Source organism: Thermodesulfobacteriota bacterium (genome assembly GCA_036397855.1).
Lineage (GTDB): Bacteria > Desulfobacterota_D > UBA1144 > Nemesobacterales > CSP1-2 > DASWID01.
The window spans coordinates 17136-39739 of the sequence record DASWID010000033.1 but is presented as its reverse complement, the minus strand read 5'-3'; the positions used below and the strand labels follow the sequence as shown (position 1 = coordinate 39739).

The following is a 22604-nucleotide window of genomic DNA, read 5'->3' as shown; positions in this document are numbered from 1 at the left end:
CCTGTCAATAGGGTAAAGAAATTCTTTGCATTTAATTTTTTTCATATCATAAGTCTCTTACTAGTTTATCCAACACGCACCCGTTATTTTTGTCTTTAAGGATTAGTATCAGCTTAAGCTGATCCGCACCAGTCACCCATCGGGATCAAGACGATCAATCGTCCCTGGCTTCATTAGAAGCCCCAAAAAATCTTCGGTACCAAACCATGTCCACTTTGTTTATAACAGACCTGTGGCTTACCATCTCTGTGGTTTCCAACCCCTTTTTGGCTCATGGCTTAGGCGCATCAGACTAATAACCAGCATCATATTATTGCGAATGAAACGGCTTCCAATCAGGCATTGTGGTTTTTAACCAACCCCAGAACCGGTTCACCGTTTCATTCAAACTCCTTATCCAAATAATTTATCCTCATCATAAGGCACCTGGTCTCTTATTATGTAATAACATGCCCTTGCCAGTTTGTGAGCCAACGCTTTTGTTGCAACTACGTTATTTGTCTTTGCCATCTTTCGTTGATGAAACCGCCTTGCCTTCTCACTATATCGCGTTGCAAAATTAGCTGCCTCAACAAAAGCCCAAGCCAGGTACTTATTGCCATTCTTTTCATTCCCTTTACCCTTCTTCTTATTATTACTAGTGTGTTTACTCTCCACACAGCGGCAGTATGAGGCGTAGTTTCCTACCTTCTTGAACCTACTTATATCTCCAGTCTCTAACATAATCGTTAGAGCAAGTATATATCCAATTCCATCCACCCCAAGAAGCAGCTCATATTCAGGCCTTAATTTCATCTGTTGCTTAACTCGTTTCTCAATCTTTCCTATTTGCTTGTGCGATGCTCGCATAACCTCATAGTTGCTAGAGAGTGCCAATTGAATGTTCTCATCCTCAAGGTCCTCTAAATAATCACTCCTTCGCTTGATGTAATCCGCTTTTAATTTAATCGCCGTATTCCTCCAGTATTGATTCTGTATGCTAAGTACATGGATGGTTCTATGATTAACCAGTTGGCCCCTCTTACGCAGTAGGTCTCTCACAGCTCTTTCTTTTCTAGGATAGATGTATCCCTTAGGCAATATCCCTAATCGCATCAGATGTGCCAACCAAAAGGCGTCATACTTATCCTCAGTGTGTTTTAATCCCTCGTACTGCTTAACCTTAGCTGTGTTCACCAGAGTGGTGGTATAACCAGCTTCACTTAAACCATCTACCAACCAATACCAGTTGAACGTGGATTCAACGGCAACTCCCACAAGTCTGTGTTTATAAGGTTCCAGTACACTTAGCACTACCCCCAGATCATTGGGCAGGCGTCTTTGAAACAATATGTTATCATTACTATTGATGATAACTAAAACGTTATTGTCCGAATGTAAATCTATTGCACAATATAGCATCATTACAGCCCCTCCTTGTTGACTAAGATTCATTAAGAATAACCCACCAATGGTGGGTTATTCGAGGGGCTGGCTAGATGATTATCAGGCATGAATCAATGAGTTATTTTTCTTTTTCTTCTTCTTCCCTGCTATTTTTTGAAGGTTTTTCCTATCTCCCTCATCATGAACTTCCGGATTCTTGTCCTTTTCTTTCTTACCGTTTGAGTATCCTAATTCTTGAAGAAATAAAAAGGAGATTGCCACAGGGCTTCGCTTTTTGCGAAGATGATAAGGAGGAGATTGCTTCGTGGCCTTGCCACTCGCAATGACACGTCTGTGGATTCCCGATAACAATCCTCGGGAGCAACTCTTGAGATCTGTTCGACCCAGCCAACAGGTCGATTTTAGTCAGTGCAGGCCATTCGACCGGGCCGTTTGATTCAACTCAGGACAGGGTGAACGGGTGGGGTATTGAAGCGCCCGTGACAGGATTCAGGATCATGGGGTGGCTTCCCAATAGAGGCGTTCACAAGATAGTCTTTCCCGGACTTTTTTCTTGGTGTTGTTACTTTGTATCAAGATACCGTCACTCTGCTCCTTTTGTACCAATTGGTAAACGCCTGGTACGATGGCGGGACTCTTCTACAACAACTATGGCTCCCTTCTCCAGATCATCCCCTGAGTCTTTCAAAACCTTTTTTAATCTCTCCATTACATGGGCTGCCCTTGTATTATGTAGCCTGAAAAGAATGACACTTACCGGCTTTCCACCAGAAAGTGCAATGATCTCCCCAAAATCAAGATCAAAAGTCAGGATAACTCTGCTTTCTGCATACGCCTTCTCAAAGATTGCGCCATTAGATAGGCGGTGGAGTTTTTCTTCCCGTAAATGAACAGCGTCATGACCCTCATTCCTAAGCCAGCCTACTATGCTTTGCGCAACGCCCATATCAGCAAGGAATCTCATTTTATATTAAGTAGTGCTGACCTCTTCCTGTGTCAGCCATGCGGCATATTCCAGAGCTTGCTTGATATCTTCCGGCTCAAGGTCTGGATAATCAGTAAGGATCTCTTCAACAGTGGCGCCGTGCGCGATCTGGCCTATGATTATAGAGACGGGTATACGCATGCCACGAATGCACGCACGACCACCCATTGTCTTTGGATCAAAAGTAATTCTATCAAATGTAGCCATATCAATTCACCTCCTCTATATCCAAACAAAATTAATCAAATCCAGCATACCAATTGTTATCTGGGCATTGCTAAAAGCATTGCATCAATCAATCACGAAAGTACTTGGAAGATTGTCATTAAATACATTATCTATTTAGGATTACTTTCAATTAACTCTATAATTTTTAGCCTACCCAAACATATGATTATAATTTTAAATAACACATCTAGTGGTATATAGTGTAATTCTAGGGGCAGACCTTAACCCCATACCGGTTTAGGGGCTCTATTGCGTTTGTCGTTTTATTATGCCCCTTTAAATTATTACTCACTGGAAGCTTTAGTATCAAGAAACGTCTCAAATGTTTCCAAATGGCTCGGCTTGCTAAATACCTCTTTAGAGAGCGTACCACTTTTAGCATGACCCTGTTTGAAAGCATCCGAATTAACCCAATTTCTAAAATCCTCCTCTGATTGCCAAAACGTCATGACTACATAGGGTTGTTCAGGTTCTTGAGGTCGTAATACTAGATTACGTATAAAACCCCGCATCTCGTCTACTGCATGAATCCGATTTCGGAAGCGTTCCTCAAATTTAGAAGCATATTCCGGGCTTACGAAAATTCGATTCATAGTAACGAACATGATTTTCTCCTTATTGAATGGGATTAGGAGAATTTATTATATCATAGGAAGAGAATATCTTTTATTTGAAAAAGGGAACGCACTCCCCTTCTAGTTTGGGGCTATCATTTAGAAAAAATCACAATGGTCCTATTCTCACAATTGACAAATGGTGATACGATGCAGGATTCAGGATGCACGATCCATGATTCAGAACAATACTACAAGGGATCCCAGCTTCACAAATAAATAGGTACAACAGACATTTTTTGTTATATAGACGCCTTTATCCTATTTTTCGCCTTCCCCACTATTTTCTAAACCAGCATAGCTACTTTTCTCATCAAGAAATCCCTCTTCCTTGTCCTCTTTCTTTATTTCATCATCAATTAGAAGATAAGTGGAGGACTAAAGTCCTCCGCTACATCTCTATTCACTGCTGGCTCTTCGATTGAATTAGTACAGGCACTTCGACCAGGCTCAGTGTGAACGGATTAGAAGGAGCAGAAAAGGAAAAGTAAACCTTATTATTCATGGATTCCCGATAACAAATTTCGGGAAAGACGAAAAAGGGGTTGCTTATCTGGTATTGGGACGGATTCAGGTGACGCTCGTCTAAGGGTATTGAGGGTTAATCATGGATATCTTCACTAGAACGCGTTTGATTAAATCAGACATCTGGCGTTACGTAGTCGTTGTCTTTGATTTGTTTAAGAATCGTGGCTTAATGATTAAATGCCTGAAGTGGTCAGTTCAAGTTTGAACAGTGTCCTTATCGGAATCTTTTTAGCAGCCTCAAGTATCTCTATAGCAACAATCTCATTTTTTGATGTTGTATGAAGAATGACACCTTCAGCCATCTCAATTGCACCTTCAGGCTTTTTGGATGACATCTGGATATAGGCCGCGTCGGATTCCTTGTCGTATCTTACTTTCATAAGTTTTACCTCCACATTTTCTTTTTTAGTGGATAGGCTGTAATAACGAATAATTCTTCTTCAATTTTTTCACATACCACCTTGAGTGGAAAACCCGAGAATCTATCCTGAAAATTTTTGATAGCTATCATCTTTTCTCCTTCTTTATCTACGATATCAGGTAATTCTACCGTCTTTTGAATATCTTGTTTAGATATTTCATAGAATCTCATGTTGTTTCTGGCATGTCTCGATATCTTTATCAAACACTTCTCGCTTTCTTACCCCCAATCCCTAACCAGTTCACATACAAACCAGTAAACCTCGTTTCGTTTTACTGGGTCATGAGAACTCGAAGAAAAGGTTGACTCAACCCTTTTTAATAACTAATCTATTTCTATTATACCCTCTCATAGACATACCTTGTAATCTCCAACCTAGCTTCTTCTCCGATTTTCTGATGAATTTATAATGGAGATCGCCAAAGGGCATTACACTTCGCCATAACAGCTAGTGTGGATCCCCGATTACCACATTCGAGGATGACAAAAGCGAGCATCAGGCTTGAAGCGGGGTTAGAAAACCCCGTCTATCGATTGCAACTCAATAGATAAACCCGTTCACACTTACCCTGTCGAGGTTTTTATCAAGAGCATTTCAAAGTGTATAATAAATTAAGATTCATGAATCTACCCCTTGCCGCTCTCATTCTAATCTTCCTCGTCCTCCTGGGCGGATCTCTGGCGATTGGCGCATTTTTCTGGGCCGTGCGAAATAAGCAATTCAAAGACCTGAATGCCGGAGCCTACGTAATATTTGATGAAGACGAGCCCATTGGAAAGATGACCGATAATGTCTTTGGAATTCCTGAAAGAAATCATAAAGGCGGAGAGCAAGAAGGATGAGTCCAGACAGTGACATCTCGAAGGTAGAAGAATCTCCTGAACTCTCCTCACGTGTAACAAGCGATGAATCCGTGTCGGCTCCTGTCCTCTTATTCTTTTCGTCGTCTATATTATGGCTTTTCGTCGGAACAATCCTTGGGTTAACCGCGGCATTAAAATTCAGCTTTCCTGACTGGCTAGGATCCATACCAGCCTTGACGTTCGGGAGAATTCGCCCTGCTCACCTAAATGCCGTTGTTTATGGCTGGTCCTCTATGGCAATAGCAGCTTGCTACATTTGGCTAACCGCCAGGTTATGCAATACCGAAATCCATTGGCGAAGACTATTATATATTTCAGCCATTCTTTGGAATATTGGAGTATTGTACGGAATAATCGCGATCCTAAACGGCGGGAGTCAGGGACAGGAGTGGCTGGAGTTCCCTCCTGCAGCGGTCTCTGTAATCGCAGTAGCCGCCATCTGTTTATCGTTCTCTATACTTCGAACCTTTCATTCACGCAGGGTAACGCACATATACGTATCTCTATGGTATATTCTTGCATCTGTAGTATGGTTCCCCATTCTTTATGTCATTGCCAATCTCCACATTTATTCCGGCGTAACGCAGGCAGCTGTCAACTGGTGGTATGCGCATAATCTATTAACAGTGTGGGCTACCCCCGCGGGTCTGGCCGCCGCTTATTACTTTATACCCAAAGTAATCGGACGTCCCATACACAGTTATTATCTATCACTTCTTGGCTTCTGGTCATTTGCGCTTTTTTACAATTGGAATGGTATCCATCATCTCGTCGGCGGGCCTCTTCCGACGTGGCTTATAAGTGTGTCTATCGTTGCAAGCGTCCTTATGTTCATTCCCGTAATAACGGTGGCGATCAACCATCATCTGACGACTGTGGGTCATTTTGACAAGCTTAAATACAGTCCAACCCTTCGCTTTGTGGTCTTCGGAGCGATGAGCTACACTGCGGTGAGCTTTCAGGGCTCTTTCGAAGCGATACGCTCCCAAAGCGAAATAACTCACTTCACCCATTACACTGTCGGTCATGCGCACCTTGGTTTATACGCATTCCTCACGATGATTCTCTTTGGAGCTATCTATTACATAATGCCAAGGCTCGTAAAGTGGGAGTGGCCCTATCCGGTTCTTATCAAATTTCATTTCTGGCTGGTAGCCATAGGGATAATATTATATGTCTTATCTATGAATGTGGGTGGGGTTTTTCAGGGCTTATATATGAATGACGCATCTAGACCTTTTATTGAATCAGTCGAGGTTACCAAACCATATCTGGCGGCCAGATCAATCGGCGGCGCACTCATACTTGTTGGACAATTGTTATTCATATTCCTTTTCTCCCTCATGATTCTCAGAAAAGGCGCGGTCAGACTGACACCTCCGTGGCGTGATGAATTGGAGGCAGCTACCAAATGATGTACATAAGGGCTTCTATCTTCTTCTTAGGGGTTCTGGCCACACTCTTTCTTGGCTGGGCAGCGCTTACGTTTATTCCAGGAATTCAAATAAGCGAAATAAAACCGCCTCCGGAATTAAAACCGTATACTGAAGAACAGCTTCGCGGGAGAGAGATTTATATGAGAAATGGATGCCTATATTGTCATAGTCAGCAAACACGCCCATTAGGCTTTGGAGCGGACCAGAAACGTAACTGGGGGAGGCCATCTGTCCCGGGAGACTATGTATATGACAAACCGCAACTTCTTGGCACAATGCGCACCGGACCTGACCTTTTTAACATAGGAGCGCGTCAACCCAGTGAAGACTGGCACCTGATTCATCTGTATAACCCAAGAGCTACATCTCCAGGTTCTATAATGCCCCCTTATCCATGGCTTTTTGAGGAAGAAGAGGAATATTCAGAACAGGTTTTTAAAGCACAGGGAAAAAGGATTGTCCCTGTTCCCGTAGAGTATAGACCAAATGGAAAGGTTATTATTGCGACTGATGATGCACTGGATCTGGTGGCTTATCTTTTAAGCCTTAATCATACTTATAGCATTACAGAAAAAGAATAATCATGAATGATAAAAAAAAGGAAGGCTCTGAATGGCGTTTCCGTCCTGAAAAAGAAGAATATGACCTTTTCGGCATTCACAGACAAGCGTTCCGTGAGCAGCCTGAACCCGAAGAGGGTCTTGAACGACCACCATGGTGGCTCTGGGCTGTCTCAGTACTTCTGATCTTTTGGGCCGGTTTTTACCTGGGACGATATGGCGGAATCTTCGGTCCTTATGTACATGTTTTAGAAAGAGAAGCAGAGGATAGAGAAATCTCCGCAATTGCTCCAAGACAACCAGAACAGGAACCCGAAGTTGATGGGAAAGAGGTGTTTACAAATGTATGTGCTGCATGTCATCAGCAAAATGGTCAGGGCGTCCCGGGCGCATTTCCACCGCTTGCGGGTTCGGACTGGCTGCTGAAAGACCCTGAGACTCCGATACGAATAGTTCTACACGGCCTCAGTGGTGCTATTGATGTTAAAGGAACTACTTTTAATAACGTTATGCCTGAATGGGGGTCTAGACTTTCAAATCAGGAGGTCGCAGCAGTTTTAACTTACGCCAGAAGCAGTTGGGGTAATGAAGCAGTAGAAATAATACCTGTTATGGTAGAACAGGTAAGAAGTGAAAATTTAAATCGCACCTCTGCCTGGACCTCGGATGAGTTGAAAGACTTACCTAGAAAGGAGTAGTGTTATGAAATTTTATGAATTATGAATTGTAATAACCGTTAATGAATAAAAAGAGGAGGGTCATCGTGAGTACTTCGATAGTCTCAGTACAGGCTCTAGCAATGCGATCACATCCTTTTGAGATTGCTTCGAGACTTTATCTCTCGCAATGACAGTCCTAATTCTCATTTCGTTTGAATATTTTGAATATTATGATTGAATATTTTTTGATTTTTACAGCCGGCGTATTGGGTTCGATGCACTGCCTGGGCATGTGCGGAGGTTTCCCGATAGCTATATCCTCTGTACCCAAGAAATGCCGCATTGGAAAGGTGTCTAGCCACTTACTCTACAATATTGGCAGGATCTTTACATACACCTTTTTGGGTGTGCTAGCAGGCTATCTGGGCCTTAGGATTGAAAAGCTAGGAGCTTTTGTAAGTGGCCAAGTGATCCTTTCTTCTCTGGCAGGAATTTTTATGATCTATCTAGGACTTCAGATAACAGGCTTAATAGGAGAGAAAAATATCCCGGGATTCGCACCCTTTTATAATTTACTGAAAAAAATTATGGCAACCTTTTTGAACCATGGAGAAATTTCAGGCTCATTTTATCTTGGAATCTTTAACGGGTTTCTTCCCTGCCCTCTCGTTTACGGCTTTCTTCTCGCAGCCACCGCATCAGGCTCCCCAATAAAAGGAGCCCTTGTCATGCTCTCTTTTGGTTTGGGAACTATTCCTACAATGTTCTTTTTAGGTGGTGTGGGCGAGTTCATTACACCAAAATTTAAAGCAAGGCTCAGCCGCGTCCCCGGATACCTGGTTGTGATATTCGGTTTAATAACGCTCGCACGCGGAATTCTACCCTATATATCCGAATTCGGTCATAGTGGGCCATTTCTTCATTGAATGATGTATAACATCTCAGAATCTTGTTACCAATGCGGACTCCCCCTTCCCAATAAACCTATCTCACATGAAGTCTCAGGAAAAAAGGTATCGTTTTGTTGCTATGGATGCCTCCTCACAAACGGAATAACGGGAGAAAAGGGTGAGGAAGGACAGGCGCTATGGATTCTCTTAAGGCTGGGAATCAGCGCCTTCTTTGCCATGAATATCATGATACTGAGCTTTACAGATTACATTTATCCATTCGAGGGCAATACCGCCACCGTAATTAACTATATCGAAATGGTCCTCGCAATACCAGTAATGCTTTTACTTGGCTTACCTATTCTCAAAAATTCCCTGAGATGGATTTCAAGTTTGACACTTAACATGGACGTACTGATTGTCATAGGCACGTTTTCAGCCTTTATACTTTCTGTTTATTCAACACTGAAAGGGAAGAACATGGTTTACTTCGACACTGCATCAATGATACTTGTCCTTGTAACTCTCGGAAGGTTGCTCGAAGCTAACGCAAAAGCACAGGCTTCGAACGCGATAAAAGGTCTTCTGGAACTCAGTCCTAAAGAAGCAATTATAATAAGAAACGGTAAAGACGAAAGGGTTTCAATCGAATCCTTACGGGAGGAAGATATTATCAGGGTGATCCCGGGCGAAACCTTCCCCGTGGATGGTGAAGTCATAGAGGGACAAAGCAGTGTAGACGAATCGATGCTCACAGGGGAATCAAAACCCGTTTTCAAAGAAAAGGGAAGCAAGGTGTTTTCGGGTTCTACGAATCTAGATGGAATGTTGATATTCAGGGTCACTAACGTAGGGGAGGAGATGTTTTTTTCGCGATTTGTAGCATTGCTTGAGGAGGCGAGAAAAGTCAGGGCGCCAATGGAGAGATTGGCAGACAGGATCTCTTCGATATTTATACCCCTTGCAATAATAACCTCAGCCCTGACTTTCTTATTCTGGTTTCATGAATCCGGAATTGACTCGGCCATCATGAATTCGCTATCGGTTTTACTTATTTCCTGTCCATGCGCACTTGGAATTGCAACCCCGATGGCAATTTGGGTTGCGATTGGAAGATTGGCAAAGCAAGGGGTAGTTGTAAGAACAGGAGAGACTGTGGAAAAACTCTCACATATAAAGGGAATCTTTTTCGATAAGACTGGAACCATCACAAAGGGTAGCCTGAACGTTTCTTCTATTTTTATAGATCCAGATTCAGGATTAAGGGAATCAGAAGTCATACCGATCATCGCTTCAGTGGAATCCTCATCCGAGCACCCTCTAGGAAAAAGCTTTGTCAGGTTTGCCTCAGAAAATGGCTGTTCGATCCCACCGGTCTCCGATTTCAAAGCATACCCCGGCTTGGGGGCTCAGGGGAAAGTAAATGGTCGGACGTTATACACAGGCAGCGAAAAATTCATGATTAAAATGGGACTTATGCTTAACACCGCCATTCTCGATCAAAAAAAAAGGCCTGAATCACAGGGGAAATCAATTGTATTTTTTGGCTGGGACAAAGAAATGAAAGGGCTCATACGATTCTCTGAGGAATTGAGAGAAGGCGTTATCGATGCAATGTCGGATCTGAAGGATCAAGAAATCGATGTAATTATGATAACAGGGGATAATCAAGATGCTTCAGAAGCTATCACCTCATCAATAGGTGTAAAAACAAAAAGCGATCTATTACCCGAAGACAAGATAAGGGAGATTGAATCTTATAAAAAGGGACTGTGTGCTATGGTGGGAGATGGAATAAACGACGCACCCGCACTCATGGCTGCAGATATAGGAATCGCCATCGGGTGCAGTACGGACATAACACGAGAGTCTGCGGATATGAGTTTGCTTGGAAATGATTTAAAAAAAATCCCATGGTCTCTGAGACTTGCTAAGAAAACAATCAAGAAAATAAGGGAAAATCTCACTTGGGCTTTTTGTTACAATGTGGTCGGTATAGGCCTTGCTGTAACCGGAATCCTCAAGCCCTTAGTTGCGGCTCTCATAATGATTATAAGCAGCCTCTTTGTTTTGGGAAACTCCCTTAGGATCCAGAAAATGAAGATTATTTGATAACGGAAATTCAAGTAGGTTTTAAAACCGACCTTGTGTTAGCAAAATACTTTAATCGAAGGATCTCTTCCACCAGAGATCAGGTTAGTGAGCGTAGCAGTAACGATTATGATCGCTTCATCAGACTCGAGTAAGAGGTTGCAAAAGCATCTTGTGACATTATTATTTTAGTATAAAGGACGTAAATTGAGCACAGATCAACAAGAGCAAAAGCAAGAGTCAAAAAGTCCATTCAAAAAGATTAATTATATCTGGTGGCTAATCTTAATAGGGCTTATTATTTGGAACTTGATGACATTCCTCCCAAAGGTTAATCGTGAGGCTAACATACCCTATTCGACCTTCTTAGAACAGATTAAAGAAGATAATGTGTCAAGGATTCAGATCGATGGTGACAAAATCACCGGCGAGTTTGTTAAACCCTTCGAATGGGCTACCAATGCACCGGTCACCCAAAGATCTACTTCTGAAAAATCCGCAGAACCGCCCGAAGAAAAAATTAAACCAACTACAACCGAAACCTATTCCAAGTTTATAACGATTTTTCCTCAGGATGTCGGTGACCCGAATTTATTGCCTCTTCTCGAGAAGCATAATGTAGAGGTAGATGTGGTAACTCGTGCTCATACCCGGTTTACCGAAATAATAATAAGTGTTCTTCCTTTCCTGCTTCTTATTGTATTTTTCATATGGATGGGTAGACAAGCCGTCAGAAATCAATCTAGTATATTTAGATTCGGACGAAGCCAAGCCCGTCGTTACACAGCCAATCGACCTTCAGTAACATTTGAAGATGTGGCGGGTGCTAACGAAGCTAAGGCACAATTGCAGCAGGAAGTGGATTTTCTCAGCAGACCCGAAAAATACCATAAGCTGGGAGCCAGAATTCCTCGCGGAGTACTGCTACTCGGGCGACCGGGTACAGGGAAAACCTTAATGGCGAGGGCTGTGGCCGGTGAGGCAAAAGTGCCATTCTTTAATATAAGTGCGTCAGAGTTCGTTGAAATGTTTGTTGGGGTGGGAGCAAGCCGTGTACGCGATCTTTTTAATCAGGCGAAAGAGGCGGCACCATCTATCATCTTCATTGACGAACTCGATGCGGTAGCTCGGAGAAGGGGTGCGGGGATGGGAACTGTAAATGATGAAAGAGAACAGACCCTAAACCAATTACTGGTCGAGATGGATGGTTTTGATGAAAAGCAAGAAGTTATAGTTATGGCCGCGACAAACCGTCCTGATGTTCTGGACCCCGCTTTACTCAGGCCGGGACGTTTCGATCGTCAGATTGTTATAGGTCTCCCCGATCGTGAGGGGAGAGAGGGAATTCTAAAAATTCATTCAAAGCCATTGACTCTCTCCGATAATGTGGATCTTAAACTACTCGCCCGTATAACAACTGGCATGAGTGGAGCAGACTTGTCTAATCTTTGCAATGAAGCAGCAATATTAGCCGCCAAAAATGATCGGAAAGAAGTCACAATGGATGACTTTGAAGAAGCGCTCGACAAAATATCGCTCGGCGAAAAGCGCCAGGTTATTCTTGATCAAACGGTTCGTCGAGTAATTGCATTTCATGAAGCCGGACATGCCTTAGTCGCGTGGTTTACTCCAAATGCTGACCCAGTCCACAAGGTCACCATAATTCCGCATGGACTTGCACTCGGAGCAACCAAGCAACTGCCTTTGGAAGATCAATACAACTACAGTCGTGCCTATCTCATAAGTCGAATTTTAGTCTTGCTCGGCGGACGCACCGCTGAGGAGATTGCCATTGGGGAAGTCTCTACAGGAGCAGAAAATGACCTGGTAGAAGCCACTAGGTTAGCAAGACGAATGGTGACTCGCTGGGGTATGAGCAACCTTGGACTCTTGGCATTCAAAGCTGATGAGGACCAACCGTTCTTAGGCTACGAACTATCAAGGGGTCGGGATTACAGCGAAGCTACAGCAGCGTTGATAGATCAGGAGATTAAAAGATTATTGGACGAATCGCATGAAAATGTGAGAGAACTCTTGACCGCTAAAGCCGAAAAACTTCACACTCTTGCTCATGCCCTGCTGGAGAATGAAACAATCGAACAGCCTGATTTAAAGGATATCCTGGGATCTCGCCCCGAAGACAGCGCAAATATTCTTGATCTGGCTAAAGAAACTTACCGATAATTGCTGAGAAATTTTTCGAAACGGTATGATTATGGGCTTCAGTACTCTCCCGAACCGTGCTTATCTATGTTTCGTTAATTCTACATATCAATTTTTCTCTACAAATTTGTCTTTAATTGAATCTGAATCGTAATTCTTTGACATAAGACTCTTTTACCACGACACTCTCTTCGTTTATCTCATTCGATGTATTTATGAACGACACAGCAAAATATAAGAGCATCAAATCAGGCGATATAAGAACCGTCAAAGCAGCCAGGGAAGTTCTATCAGGACGTAAAAGTAAGGGAATGTTAGCAAGACTGTTTCCATTTCTTGGTCCGGCTTTTATTGCAAGTGTCGCCTATGTAGATCCGGGAAACTTTGCAACGAATATCCAGGGAGGATCAATGTTTGGTTATAAACTTCTCTGGGTCATCGTTGCCAGCAACCTCATGGCGATGCTCATTCAGACACTGTCAGCCAAGCTCGGAATCGCAACAGGATACAATCTGGCTGAGCACTGCAGAATCCGATTCCCTCGCCCAATTGTCTATTCCATGTGGGTATTGATGGAGGTCGTCGCCATGGCAACTGATTTGGCTGAGTTTCTTGGCGCTGCACTTGGCTTTAATCTCCTACTCGGCATTCCTCTATGGATGGGCGGAATATTGACCGCCATATCTACGTTTCTGATTTTAAGCCTAGAACGCTACGGATTTAGGCCTTTGGAAGCCGTCATAACTACTATGGTTGGCATAATCGCTGGATGTTACCTAATTGAGACTATCTTGGATCGTCCAGATTGGGGACAAGTAGCTTTCAACGCTGTAGTACCTAGATTCTCAGGACCTGAAAGCGTCTTACTTGCAACTGGAATCTTAGGAGCCACAGTAATGCCACACGTGATCTTTTTGCACTCTGCCCTAACGCAGGGACGAATCATAGTAAAGGATCGTATACGATTGCGCAGATTATTCCGTTTTCAAGTTGCCGACGTCACAATCGCCATGGGCATAGCAGGAATGGTGAATGCCGCAATGCTCATAATGGCAGCAGCGACCTTTTACAAGCACGGTTTGACTACTGTCGGTACCATTGAAGAGGCACACCTCACCCTGGCCCCCCTATTAGGGAAGGCCTCAAGCTGGGTTTTCGCTATCTCCCTACTCGCCTCAGGATTATCTTCTTCTACGGTTGGAACCAATGCAGGACAGGTAATCATGCAGGGGTTCTTACACCGACAGATCCCAGTTTGGGTAAGAAGGCTGGTGACAATGCTACCATCCCTAGTGGTAATCGCCTGGGGCCTTGATCCGACAAGGACTCTGGTCATAAGCCAGGTCGTCCTCTGTTTTGGAATACCCTTTGCACTAGTGCCCTTGGTCCTGTTCACATGCCGTAGTGATGTTATGGGTGTTTTGGTGAATCATAGGATTACTACCATTGTCGCGACCATAATTGCCCTACTTATCATCGGACTCAACATGTTTCTCTTATTTCAAACCTTTTTTAGGAGCTAGGATATGTTTAAACATATATTGATACCACTGGACGGATCCAAAATGGCAGAATCAGTAATGCCTATAGCTTTATATTTATCGCAGAACTGTAAGTCGGAGATAACTCTAATACATATTATTGAACGCCATGCTCCCACAAAGATTCATAGCGACCGCCACATCAGGTTTCCTGAAGAAGCGTTGACCTATCTTGAAAGGGTAAAAATTTATTTCCCGGATAGCTTAAATGTAGATTATCACGTCCATACAACGGAAGTCGGTCATGTTGCCCAAAGCTTAGCGGACCACGCCAAGGAACTTGATTGCGATCTGATTGTAATGTGCACTCACGGACGAATAAGACTCCAACAACTATTATTTGGAACAATTGCACAGCAGACAATTAATATCGGAAATATACCAGTCTTGGTGATACATCCTGATGCGTTTTTAAATGACAAACCATTCTCCTGCAGTCAAATATTGGTACCACTCGATATATCAGAAGAACACGAAAAGGGTATAAGAACCGCAAAGGATCTGGCGAGGGTCTTAGGTTGTCCATTGTATTTTATCGTTGTTATACAAACACTTGCGACACTCTCTGGCCCTAGGGCGACCGAAAGCCGCCTGGCACCTGTTGCTACAGCCGAGATGCTGGAACTCGAAGAAGAGAGGGCACTTAACTACCTTAAAGGACTTACGTCTGAAATCAGCTCAGAGGGCGTTCTTGTATCCGGAGAGGTAGCACGTGGAGAACCGTCAGACATAATTGCAAAAACGGCATTGGAAATAAAGGCTGATCTCATTGTCATGGGTACACATGGAAAAGCTGGTGCTGACGCATTCTGGTCAGGTAGTGTAACACCCAGAGTCTTCAGTAGGACAAATATCCCCTTGTTGCTGGTTCCAATTTGAAAAGAACACAATCATATTTCAACCTGTATACCGATTTCGATTGCCCTGTTTGTAGGAATGCCATAATGTAAGGTGGCATCCTGGGCGTTTCGTGACAAGAACATAAAAAGCCTTTTTTGCAGATTGGACAACTTTCGTGATCGTCCCAAAACCAATGTTTCTCGACCAAGAAAGAAAGTAGTTTCGTGAATGCTGTACTCCAATCCATGCTTCCTGGCAAGATGAAGGATATCGGGCACATCCGGAGTTTCCATAAAGCCATAATGTGCGATTATCCTAAAAAAGTTTTGCGCAATTTCCTGCACCTCAAGCCTCTCATGAGCAGGTACTCTCGGGATCTCATCATTTAAGACCGTTAATATAATCACATGCTCATGAAGTACCCTGTTATGCTTCAGGTTATGAAGCAAGGTGCGGGGTACCCCTGAAGGGTTACTGGACATAAATACAGCTACACCTTTTACCCTTAACGGTGGATTTTTCTCCAGGTCGTCAATAAGATTCTTCATGGGTAAGCGCTCAACTTTGATACGATCTCGCAATATTGTCCGCCCCTGTTTCCACGTTATGAATACTACATACACAATAGTCGTAACCAGAAGAGGAAACCATGCGCCTTGCTTGAATTTTGCTAAATTAGAACCCAAAAAAAAGATTTCAATAAAAAGTAAGAGCGTAGCGGCAAACCCCGCGAAAAGAAGCGACCATCCCCAAAGCGATCTTGCACAGATAAACATCAAAGCCGTAGTCACAACCATTAATAGGGCAACTGCGAGTCCGTAAGCTCCGGCAAGGTTTGCTGAAGAACCGAAGCCTACCACTATACCAACTGTGCCAATAAAAAGAATCCAGTTAACTACGGGCACGTAAACCTGGCCGATTTCGTGGTGAGAAGTATGACTCACAACCAGGCGTGGTATATACCCAAGCTGCAAAGCTTGACTAGTCAATGAAAAAGCGCCCGAAATAACCGCCTGTGAAGCGATAATCGTAGCAGCCGTGGATAATGCGATAAGAGGATAATGTCCCCATGAAGGGGAAAGCAAGTAAAATGGATTTATCACTGAATGCGGATTCTCGATCAAAAGTGCACCCTGGCCAAAGTAATTGAGGAGTAACCCTGGTAGAACTATTGTAAACCATGCAATGCGTATTGGTATTTTCCCAAAGTGTCCCATATCGGCGTAGAGCGCCTCACCACCTGTAACTACAAGGAAAACTGCGCCCAGAACGAAAAAGCCCGCGACCCTGTTGATGACGAAAAAGTTTAATGCGTATACCGGATTTATGGATTTAAGCACCTCCGGAACCTCAATTATCCATCGCGCGCCAAGAATAGCAATAGTCAAAAACCAGATAACCATTACGGGACCAAATACCCTACCCACCAGTCCCGTACCGCTCCTCTGGAATAGAAACAGACCAATTAAAATCCCTACTGTTATAGGTACAACAAATGGATCTAGACTTGATGTGGTGACCTTAAGTCCCTCAATTGCGCTGAGCACAGATATGGCGGGTGTCAGCATCCCATCGCCGTAGAATAGCGCTGCACCAAAAAGACCTATGGCAGTAACGATGCGGAGTCGTCGACCCCTTATCCTGCCCTTTGATAGAACCAGCGTGAGTAATGCAAAAATGCCCCCTTCCCCATGATAGTCTGCGCGCATTACAAACAATACATACTTGACAGAAATAATTATTATCAGGGACCAGAACATAAGCGAAAGAATGCCAAATACATTTTCAGGAGAGATCATAATCGCATGACCGGCCGAAAAACATTCTCTGAACGCATATAGGGGACTCGTTCCAATGTCCCCAAAAACAACACCCAGAACAAATAGCACAAGAGGGGGCATCCTCCTCCCCTTATGGACTGATGAGGACGAGTTAGGTATCATTCTAACGCCGATAACACTTCCTTAAGACAAAGCCCAAGAGGATATATCACATCTATTGCATTGGCAAATTTTGAAATTATTTCTCCTCCATGCTTATCATCTAAAATCGGGTTTAACTTCCCGACATCTCCTGGAATAATAGACACGGATAGACTACACCCATCGAGAAACCAGGTATTTACATAGAGAGCCTCAAGGCAAAATTTTGATGAATGAGAGAAGATGGAGACTTCTTGTCGATAACTGATTTTAGGAATTGTCGGGGCACTCAGCGCCCGGTTATTTGTCTATATACTGAAGATCTCCCAAAACATATTCCTCCTGAATTTGCCGAATATCAACCCCTTGATTGCCAAATCAGAGCGGTTTGCACCTGGAGCCGATCGGACCCCACGGTCTGTGGTTGATCCCAGTTGCAACTACACTGGGTGGCCTCCTTTCAGGCATTCTGGTATACAGCCTGGCACCAGAAGCCCAGGGCCATGGCGCTGACACGGTGGTTAAGGCTTTTCATAGGGCAGGCGGATTTATCAGGGCTCGAGTGAATCATACGCAACTCCAGTCAAAGGTGTATTTTAGACTTGACCAAATTTCAATCCTATAATCTCCACATTTAATGACCGAAGACCTTAACACATAACTTTTCCCATGATCCATGAAGACAATTCAATCGATTCACACTAAGAGATTTTGATTTGCTTATCACCGCAACACGTTTATCGACAGATTTGTTGATAAAAACGGTTTTATATTTATAATTAAATTCTCAAACAATTGAATCAAGCTTTCCAATCACACATTACTATTTCAAAAGAAACTATCATAAAACTGTTCGCCCTTCTTCTATTATTTTTACCACTTCAACCTGCCCTCACAAAACCACCGGATCCATGGCAGGTCAGAGACTTTACGCTTGACAACGGTCTCAGGGTTCTTCTTCTTGAGGATCATAGAACACCGACTATTACACTTCAGGTTTGGTATAAGGTAGGATCCAGGAATGAGCAATTCGGTAAGACCGGGATCTCCCACTTACTCGAACACATGATGTTCAGAGGGTCCAAAAAATATGGCCCCGACACCTTTTCGAAAATAGTACAGAAAAATGGTGGCAATGATAATGCCTTCACCACCGAGGATTATACTATGTACTTTGAAAGCATGCCCTCCGATAAAATCGACACACTCATCGACCTTGAGTCTGACAGAATGGTTGATTTGCTCATAGACCAAAAACTTTTTGATACAGAAAGAAATGTTGTCTTGGAGGAGAGGCGCCTCAGGACCGAGGATGACCCTGTTTCCGACCTATTGGAGCAGGTAGAAGCAGTGGCATTCGAAGCCCACCCATATCATAATCCAGTTATCGGTTGGTTTTCTGATATAAAGCAAATATCTAGGGATGACCTGATTAACCATTACAAGAGGCACTACGTCCCAAACAATGCAGTCCTCGTAGTTGTCGGAAACTTTAAAACAGAAAAGCTACTTCCAAAAATTGAGAAAAGTTTCGGTAAAATAAAGTCGGATAAAACTCCGCCTGTGATAAGGAGCATAGAACCCCAACAAAGGGGCGAAAGGCGCGTTACACTCCATAGAAGCGCTGAACTTCCCTTCGTCACTGTTGCCTATCATACGCCTAACCTTACAAGTCAAGATAGCTACGCATTGGATGTTCTCACTACTATTCTAGCTGAAGGAGACAGCTCAAGACTGTACAATAGCTTGGTTTATGAAAAGCAGATTGCACTTTCCGTAGAGGGGGATTACTCCCGCCTCAGTATTGACCCAAACCTCATGTATTTCTATGCCCAGGTAATGCCCGGAAAGAGTCCCTCCGATGTTGAGAACACCATTTACGGTGAGATAGATATAATAAAAAAAGAGCCTATTCCACAAAATGAGTTAGAAAAGGCCAAAAACCAAATAGAATCTTCATTTGTTTTCGGTCAGGACTCACTCTTCGGAAGAGCGTATCTCCTTGGTCAGTATGAAATTTTAGGACAATTGAAAATGGTAAGAGATTATATAATTGGCATCAGGCAAGTTACAGCAGAGGATGTTATGGACGTTGCCAGAAAATATCTATCTGAGGATAATAGAACAGTGGGAACACTGATTCCCAAGGCGCCTGAGTCGTCTTAATTAATCGCAATAGTTCATGAGAAAGTCAACACAAAATCTTCTACTTAAAGCGATGTTCGCCGTGTTTTTGTGTTTATTCAACTTCAACACCCTATCTGCCGAACCCCTGGGTAAAAAGGTTGTTCTGGACAACGGTATTGTACTTGTCGTATCGGAAAGACCCGGCGTGCCAATGGTAGTAGTAGATATTCTTATCGATGCTGGGTCTATTAATGAGACTGCAGAAAATGCCGGTCTGGCAAATCTCACTGCAGAACTTCTCACGAGTGGAACAAAAACTCAGTCAGCTGTAGAAATTGCAGAAGAGGCAGACTTTATTGGTTCCTCTCTTACTACCACCTCAGACTATGACTTCACAGAAATCGAACTTATTGTATTAAAAAAATATCTCGCTAGAGGTCTTCATATTCTAGGGGATATAATAATAAATCCTACTTTTCCACAAGAAGAGATTGAAGATACCGTCAGCGAAATTCAGGGTGAACTGAAAAAGAATGAGGAAGATCCTGGTTGGTTGGCAGAGCGTGAATTCCTTAAAGCACTTTATGTTGACCATCCTTACGGTCGAATAGCAGAAGGGAATGAAGAGAGCATCCTGAGAATCAATAGACCCGATATAATAAACTTCCATTCAAAATACTACGTACCTAATGGAACAACTATCTCTATAGCTGGAGATATAACTCTCGAGGAGGCAAAGAATCTAATAGAAAATAGCTTCGGGACCTGGAAAAAAAAGGAGATAAATAGGAATAGTGTCCCTCCACCCCCTGCTCTTGAAAAAACCAAATCTCTAAAGCTCGACCGTAAGGTGACTCAGGCAAATATCATCCTAGGTCACCTGGGTATCACTAGGGATAATCCAGATTATTATCCGCTGCAGGTTATGAACTATATATTGGGGGGAGGGGGCTTTTCATCAAGACTTGTAAATGACATTAGAGATAAAAGGGGCCTCGCTTATAGTGTCGGCAGTACTTATTTATCGAGAAAATATCCCGGCAACTTTCAGGTAGTACTCCAGACCAAAAACCCGAGTGCATTGGATGCTGTTAAATTGGTGCTGGAGAATATGAGAAGAATCAGCGAGAGTGAGGTTTCGGATGAAGAGTTAGATGATGCAAAAGCATACCTCATCGGAAGTCTCCCGCTGAGTATCGAAACGGATAGAGAGGTAGCAGAAAATATGAGCCTACTGGAATTCTTCGGCCTAGGGCTCGATTACTTCGATAAGTATCGAGACCAAATAAAGTCCGTATCCAAACAAGATGTTCTAAGAGTGGCTCAAAAATATCTTCATCCTGATAGGTACGTACTTGTTATTGTAGGTAACCTGAAAGAAATAAATAGTGATAAAATTTAAATTGGAGAAATGAGGCTCAACTTAAGATGATATTAGAAAACATTATAATCTTTTTACTGAACACTCTAAGAATTCAAGTTGTAACTATGTATTGATTTGTATAAGTTGATTTTATTCAACGGATACTTTTTTAATCTATTTCTTGTTTCGAAGTTTAACCGTCTTTTTTTTACCCTGTCTGACTCCCGGCATTGCTTCTCAACTCCCCGTATCGACAATAATGTATAACCAGAGAGCATTAAAGAAATGATTTTGTACGGAACCTGGCTTGTAGATTTATTAACGGAGATCATGTAATTAAGCAAAGACTATCTACTGAGCCGTCCAACCTTCATCAATAGGGATTGCTGCCCCAGTTATATTGCGCGCTGAATCGCTAGCGAGGTATACTGCAAGCTCTGCGACTTCCTCAGGCTCAAGCATCCTTTTCATCGGAGCCTCGGCAAGTATTACCTTTTCCATTACCTCTTCCCTTATTAAGATTTCATTATTCCTTTCAATTGGACTAACGTTAGTAGCCCTTTTTATATTCGGCTATATCAAAGCACGTTTTACTGGGATAAACTCAATTCGTGGCGCACTTCAGACAATACTCGTTGGGGGACTGGCTGCAGGTGCAGCTTTTTTTATAGCGCGTATGATAAGTTAGTAATATCTTGATCATACTGTGAGTAAAGTTGAATATTCGGGGTAAATGGGTTTAAAGAGAAGGCGTGTCGATGGACGTATTGGAATTCTCACTGCTTATTTGGCTGGGATCCTTTCTCGCAGGGTTTTTAGGAGCTTTGACAGGACTAGGGGGAGGGGTGGTTATCATACCATTACTCACTTTGGGTTTTGGGATTGACATCCGGTATGCAATAGGAGCATCTCTAGTATCTGTTATCGCAACGTCTTCGGCCTCAGCCGCGGCTTATGTTAAAAAGGGATTTGCCAATCTAAGAGTAGGAATGTTTCTCGAGATAGCAACCACAACCGGAGCAATTGCTGGAGCTTCTCTCGCAGTTAGAGTATCAACCACCACGATTGCCGTCATTTTTGGACTTGTGCTGCTATACTCTGGTTATCAATCTGTTTTTCCTAGCCGGGAAAGTTCAAGCCCAGAGAAACCAGATCCACTGGCGTCACGGCTTAGGATGGACGGAAGTTATCCTTCATTTACAGGACAGCAGAATTATCATGTCCGTTCCATTCCAGCGGGATTCAGCATAATGTTCATTGCAGGCACACTTTCGGGTTTGCTAGGAATAGGTTCAGGTGCCCTGAAAGTTATAGCAATGGACCAAGTTATGCGTATCCCCTTCAAGGTATCCACTACCACAAGCAATTTCATGATAGGCGTTACTGCAGCAGCAAGTGCAGGGGTTTACCTAAACCGCGGATATGTTGATCCAGGACTATCCATGCCCGTAATGCTTGGGGTCTTGATTGGATCATTCCTTGGAACCCATGTATTGGTAATTTCCAAAACTAGACTATTACGAATAGTGTTTGGCGTGGTGATCTTTGTGTTGGCTATAGAGATGCTTTATAATGGTTTGACTGGAAGGCTTTAAGATATTCAATAATATGCGTAAATTGACAGATGAAGAGGTACATCAAATCATTGGCAATATCCTAAGAATCGCAGTAATAGTCGCTGCCGTGATAGTCTTTATTGGGGGGATATTGTACTTAATTCAAAATGGAAGTAATTCACCCGAGTATCATGTGTTCAAAGGCGAGCCCAAGAGTTTACGTACCATATCAGGGATTCTGAAAGAACTTCTGGTTTTGGACGGCGTCGGAATTATTCAAATTGGACTCCTCCTTTTGATCGCCACCCCCGTGGTGCGTGTTATATTTTCTGTCTTTGCATTTGCTCTACAACGCGATAGCATTTACGTCGTCGTTACTTTGATAGTGCTAACAGTTTTGATTTATAGTATTTCGGGAGGGCATATCTGA

Annotated in this window: 24 protein-coding genes and 1 pseudogene; 15 read left to right on the top strand and 10 right to left on the bottom strand. The window is 43.0% G+C overall.

The annotated features are described in order from the left end of the window. Positions 1-393: 393 nt before the first annotated feature. From VGA95_02830 to VGA95_02800, 7 genes are all read right to left on the bottom strand, one after another. Positions 394-1404: an IS110 family transposase gene (locus VGA95_02830; GenBank protein HEX9665469.1), complete on the bottom strand. Its 1011-nt coding sequence runs from the start codon at positions 1402-1404 to the stop codon at positions 394-396. Between the two features lie 81 nt (positions 1405-1485). Beyond that, positions 1486-1737, bottom strand: coding sequence for a hypothetical protein (locus tag VGA95_02825; protein HEX9665468.1), 252 nt, complete (start codon positions 1735-1737; stop codon positions 1486-1488). Positions 1738-1969: 232 nt separating this feature from the next. Next, positions 1970-2350: a DUF5615 family PIN-like protein gene (locus VGA95_02820; protein HEX9665467.1), complete on the bottom strand. Its 381-nt coding sequence runs from the start codon at positions 2348-2350 to the stop codon at positions 1970-1972. Positions 2351-2356: 6 nt separating this feature from the next. Beyond that, positions 2357-2578 carry a DUF433 domain-containing protein gene (locus tag VGA95_02815; protein HEX9665466.1) on the bottom strand — a complete coding sequence of 74 codons (222 nt, stop codon included), beginning with the start codon at positions 2576-2578 and terminating at the stop codon, positions 2357-2359. A 305-nt stretch (positions 2579-2883) separates the two neighbouring features. Next, positions 2884-3204, bottom strand: coding sequence for an antibiotic biosynthesis monooxygenase (locus VGA95_02810; protein ID HEX9665465.1), 321 nt, complete (start codon positions 3202-3204; stop codon positions 2884-2886). A 710-nt stretch (positions 3205-3914) separates the two neighbouring features. Continuing rightward, on the bottom strand, positions 3915-4121 hold the full coding sequence (locus VGA95_02805) for a DUF2283 domain-containing protein (GenBank protein ID HEX9665464.1): 207 nt from the start codon (positions 4119-4121) through the stop codon (positions 3915-3917). A 5-nt stretch (positions 4122-4126) separates the two neighbouring features. Further along, a complete protein-coding gene (locus VGA95_02800; protein HEX9665463.1) occupies positions 4127-4366 on the bottom strand; it encodes a DUF4258 domain-containing protein in 240 nt (79 codons plus the stop codon). Positions 4367-4762: 396 nt separating this feature from the next. Between VGA95_02800 and ccoS the strand changes: the two genes are divergently transcribed. The 9 genes from ccoS to VGA95_02755 all read left to right on the top strand — a co-directional run bounded on the left by ccoS (position 4763) and on the right by VGA95_02755 (position 15245). Beyond that, on the top strand, positions 4763-5005 hold the full coding sequence (gene ccoS / locus VGA95_02795) for a cbb3-type cytochrome oxidase assembly protein CcoS (GenBank protein HEX9665462.1): 243 nt from the start codon (positions 4763-4765) through the stop codon (positions 5003-5005). Then, positions 5002-6441, top strand: coding sequence for a cbb3-type cytochrome c oxidase subunit I (locus VGA95_02790; protein HEX9665461.1), 1440 nt, complete (start codon positions 5002-5004; stop codon positions 6439-6441). The genes ccoS and VGA95_02790 overlap by 4 nt, the downstream gene beginning before the upstream one ends. Next, positions 6441-7043, top strand: a complete 603-nt coding sequence (locus tag VGA95_02785; GenBank protein HEX9665460.1) for a cbb3-type cytochrome c oxidase subunit II — start codon at positions 6441-6443, stop codon at positions 7041-7043. The genes VGA95_02790 and VGA95_02785 overlap by 1 nt, the downstream gene beginning before the upstream one ends. Positions 7044-7045: 2 nt before the next feature. Then, positions 7046-7720, top strand: a complete 675-nt coding sequence (locus VGA95_02780) for a cytochrome c (GenBank protein ID HEX9665459.1) — start codon at positions 7046-7048, stop codon at positions 7718-7720. A 191-nt stretch (positions 7721-7911) separates the two neighbouring features. Further along, positions 7912-8607: a sulfite exporter TauE/SafE family protein gene (locus tag VGA95_02775; protein ID HEX9665458.1), complete on the top strand. Its 696-nt coding sequence runs from the start codon at positions 7912-7914 to the stop codon at positions 8605-8607. Further along, positions 8608-10683, top strand: coding sequence for a heavy metal translocating P-type ATPase (locus tag VGA95_02770; GenBank protein HEX9665457.1), 2076 nt, complete (start codon positions 8608-8610; stop codon positions 10681-10683). It abuts the gene before it with no gap. A 186-nt stretch (positions 10684-10869) separates the two neighbouring features. Next, positions 10870-12846, top strand: coding sequence for an ATP-dependent zinc metalloprotease FtsH (gene ftsH / locus VGA95_02765; GenBank protein ID HEX9665456.1), 1977 nt, complete (start codon positions 10870-10872; stop codon positions 12844-12846). 194 nt (positions 12847-13040) lie between these two features. Beyond that, positions 13041-14348 (top strand): Nramp family divalent metal transporter, encoded by a 1308-nt coding sequence (locus VGA95_02760; protein ID HEX9665455.1) that lies wholly within the window; start codon positions 13041-13043, stop codon positions 14346-14348. Positions 14349-14351: 3 nt separating this feature from the next. Further along, positions 14352-15245 carry a universal stress protein gene (locus VGA95_02755; GenBank protein HEX9665454.1) on the top strand — a complete coding sequence of 298 codons (894 nt, stop codon included), beginning with the start codon at positions 14352-14354 and terminating at the stop codon, positions 15243-15245. A gap of 11 nt (positions 15246-15256) precedes the next feature. On the opposite strand, the gene VGA95_02750 is transcribed toward VGA95_02755, so the two are convergent. Then, positions 15257-17107, bottom strand: a complete 1851-nt coding sequence (locus VGA95_02750; GenBank protein HEX9665453.1) for a potassium transporter Kup — start codon at positions 17105-17107, stop codon at positions 15257-15259. Positions 17108-17145: 38 nt separating this feature from the next. Continuing rightward, entirely contained in the window at positions 17146-17295 is a 150-nt protein-coding gene (locus tag VGA95_02745; protein HEX9665452.1) for a hypothetical protein, read from the bottom strand. Between the two features lie 203 nt (positions 17296-17498). Here VGA95_02745 and VGA95_02740 point away from each other — a divergent pair, with 203 nt between their 5' ends. The 3 genes from VGA95_02740 (at position 17499) to VGA95_02730 (ending at position 20657) form a co-directional block, all read left to right on the top strand. Continuing rightward, entirely contained in the window at positions 17499-17753 is a 255-nt protein-coding gene (locus VGA95_02740; protein ID HEX9665451.1) for a hypothetical protein, read from the top strand. 170 nt (positions 17754-17923) lie between these two features. Continuing rightward, positions 17924-19294: a pitrilysin family protein gene (locus tag VGA95_02735; GenBank protein HEX9665450.1), complete on the top strand. Its 1371-nt coding sequence runs from the start codon at positions 17924-17926 to the stop codon at positions 19292-19294. A gap of 16 nt (positions 19295-19310) precedes the next feature. Continuing rightward, the gene (locus VGA95_02730) at positions 19311-20657 is read left to right on the top strand and encodes a pitrilysin family protein (protein ID HEX9665449.1); all 1347 of its coding nucleotides are present in this window, start codon (positions 19311-19313) and stop codon (positions 20655-20657) included. A 312-nt stretch (positions 20658-20969) separates the two neighbouring features. Here the strand turns inward: VGA95_02730 and VGA95_02725 are convergent. Next, positions 20970-21128, bottom strand: a pseudogene (locus tag VGA95_02725) (SDR family oxidoreductase). On the opposite strand from VGA95_02725, the gene VGA95_02720 reads away from it, so the two are divergent. The 3 genes from VGA95_02720 to VGA95_02710 all read left to right on the top strand — a co-directional run bounded on the left by VGA95_02720 (position 21079) and on the right by VGA95_02710 (position 22604). Next, positions 21079-21306 carry a VIT1/CCC1 transporter family protein gene (locus VGA95_02720; GenBank protein HEX9665448.1) on the top strand — a complete coding sequence of 76 codons (228 nt, stop codon included), beginning with the start codon at positions 21079-21081 and terminating at the stop codon, positions 21304-21306. The pseudogene VGA95_02725 and the gene VGA95_02720 sit on opposite strands and share 50 nt — an antisense overlap. 70 nt (positions 21307-21376) lie before the next feature. Then, on the top strand, positions 21377-22213 hold the full coding sequence (locus VGA95_02715; GenBank protein HEX9665447.1) for a sulfite exporter TauE/SafE family protein: 837 nt from the start codon (positions 21377-21379) through the stop codon (positions 22211-22213). 13 nt (positions 22214-22226) lie between these two features. Beyond that, on the top strand, positions 22227-22604 hold the full coding sequence (locus VGA95_02710) for a DUF1634 domain-containing protein (GenBank protein HEX9665446.1): 378 nt from the start codon (positions 22227-22229) through the stop codon (positions 22602-22604).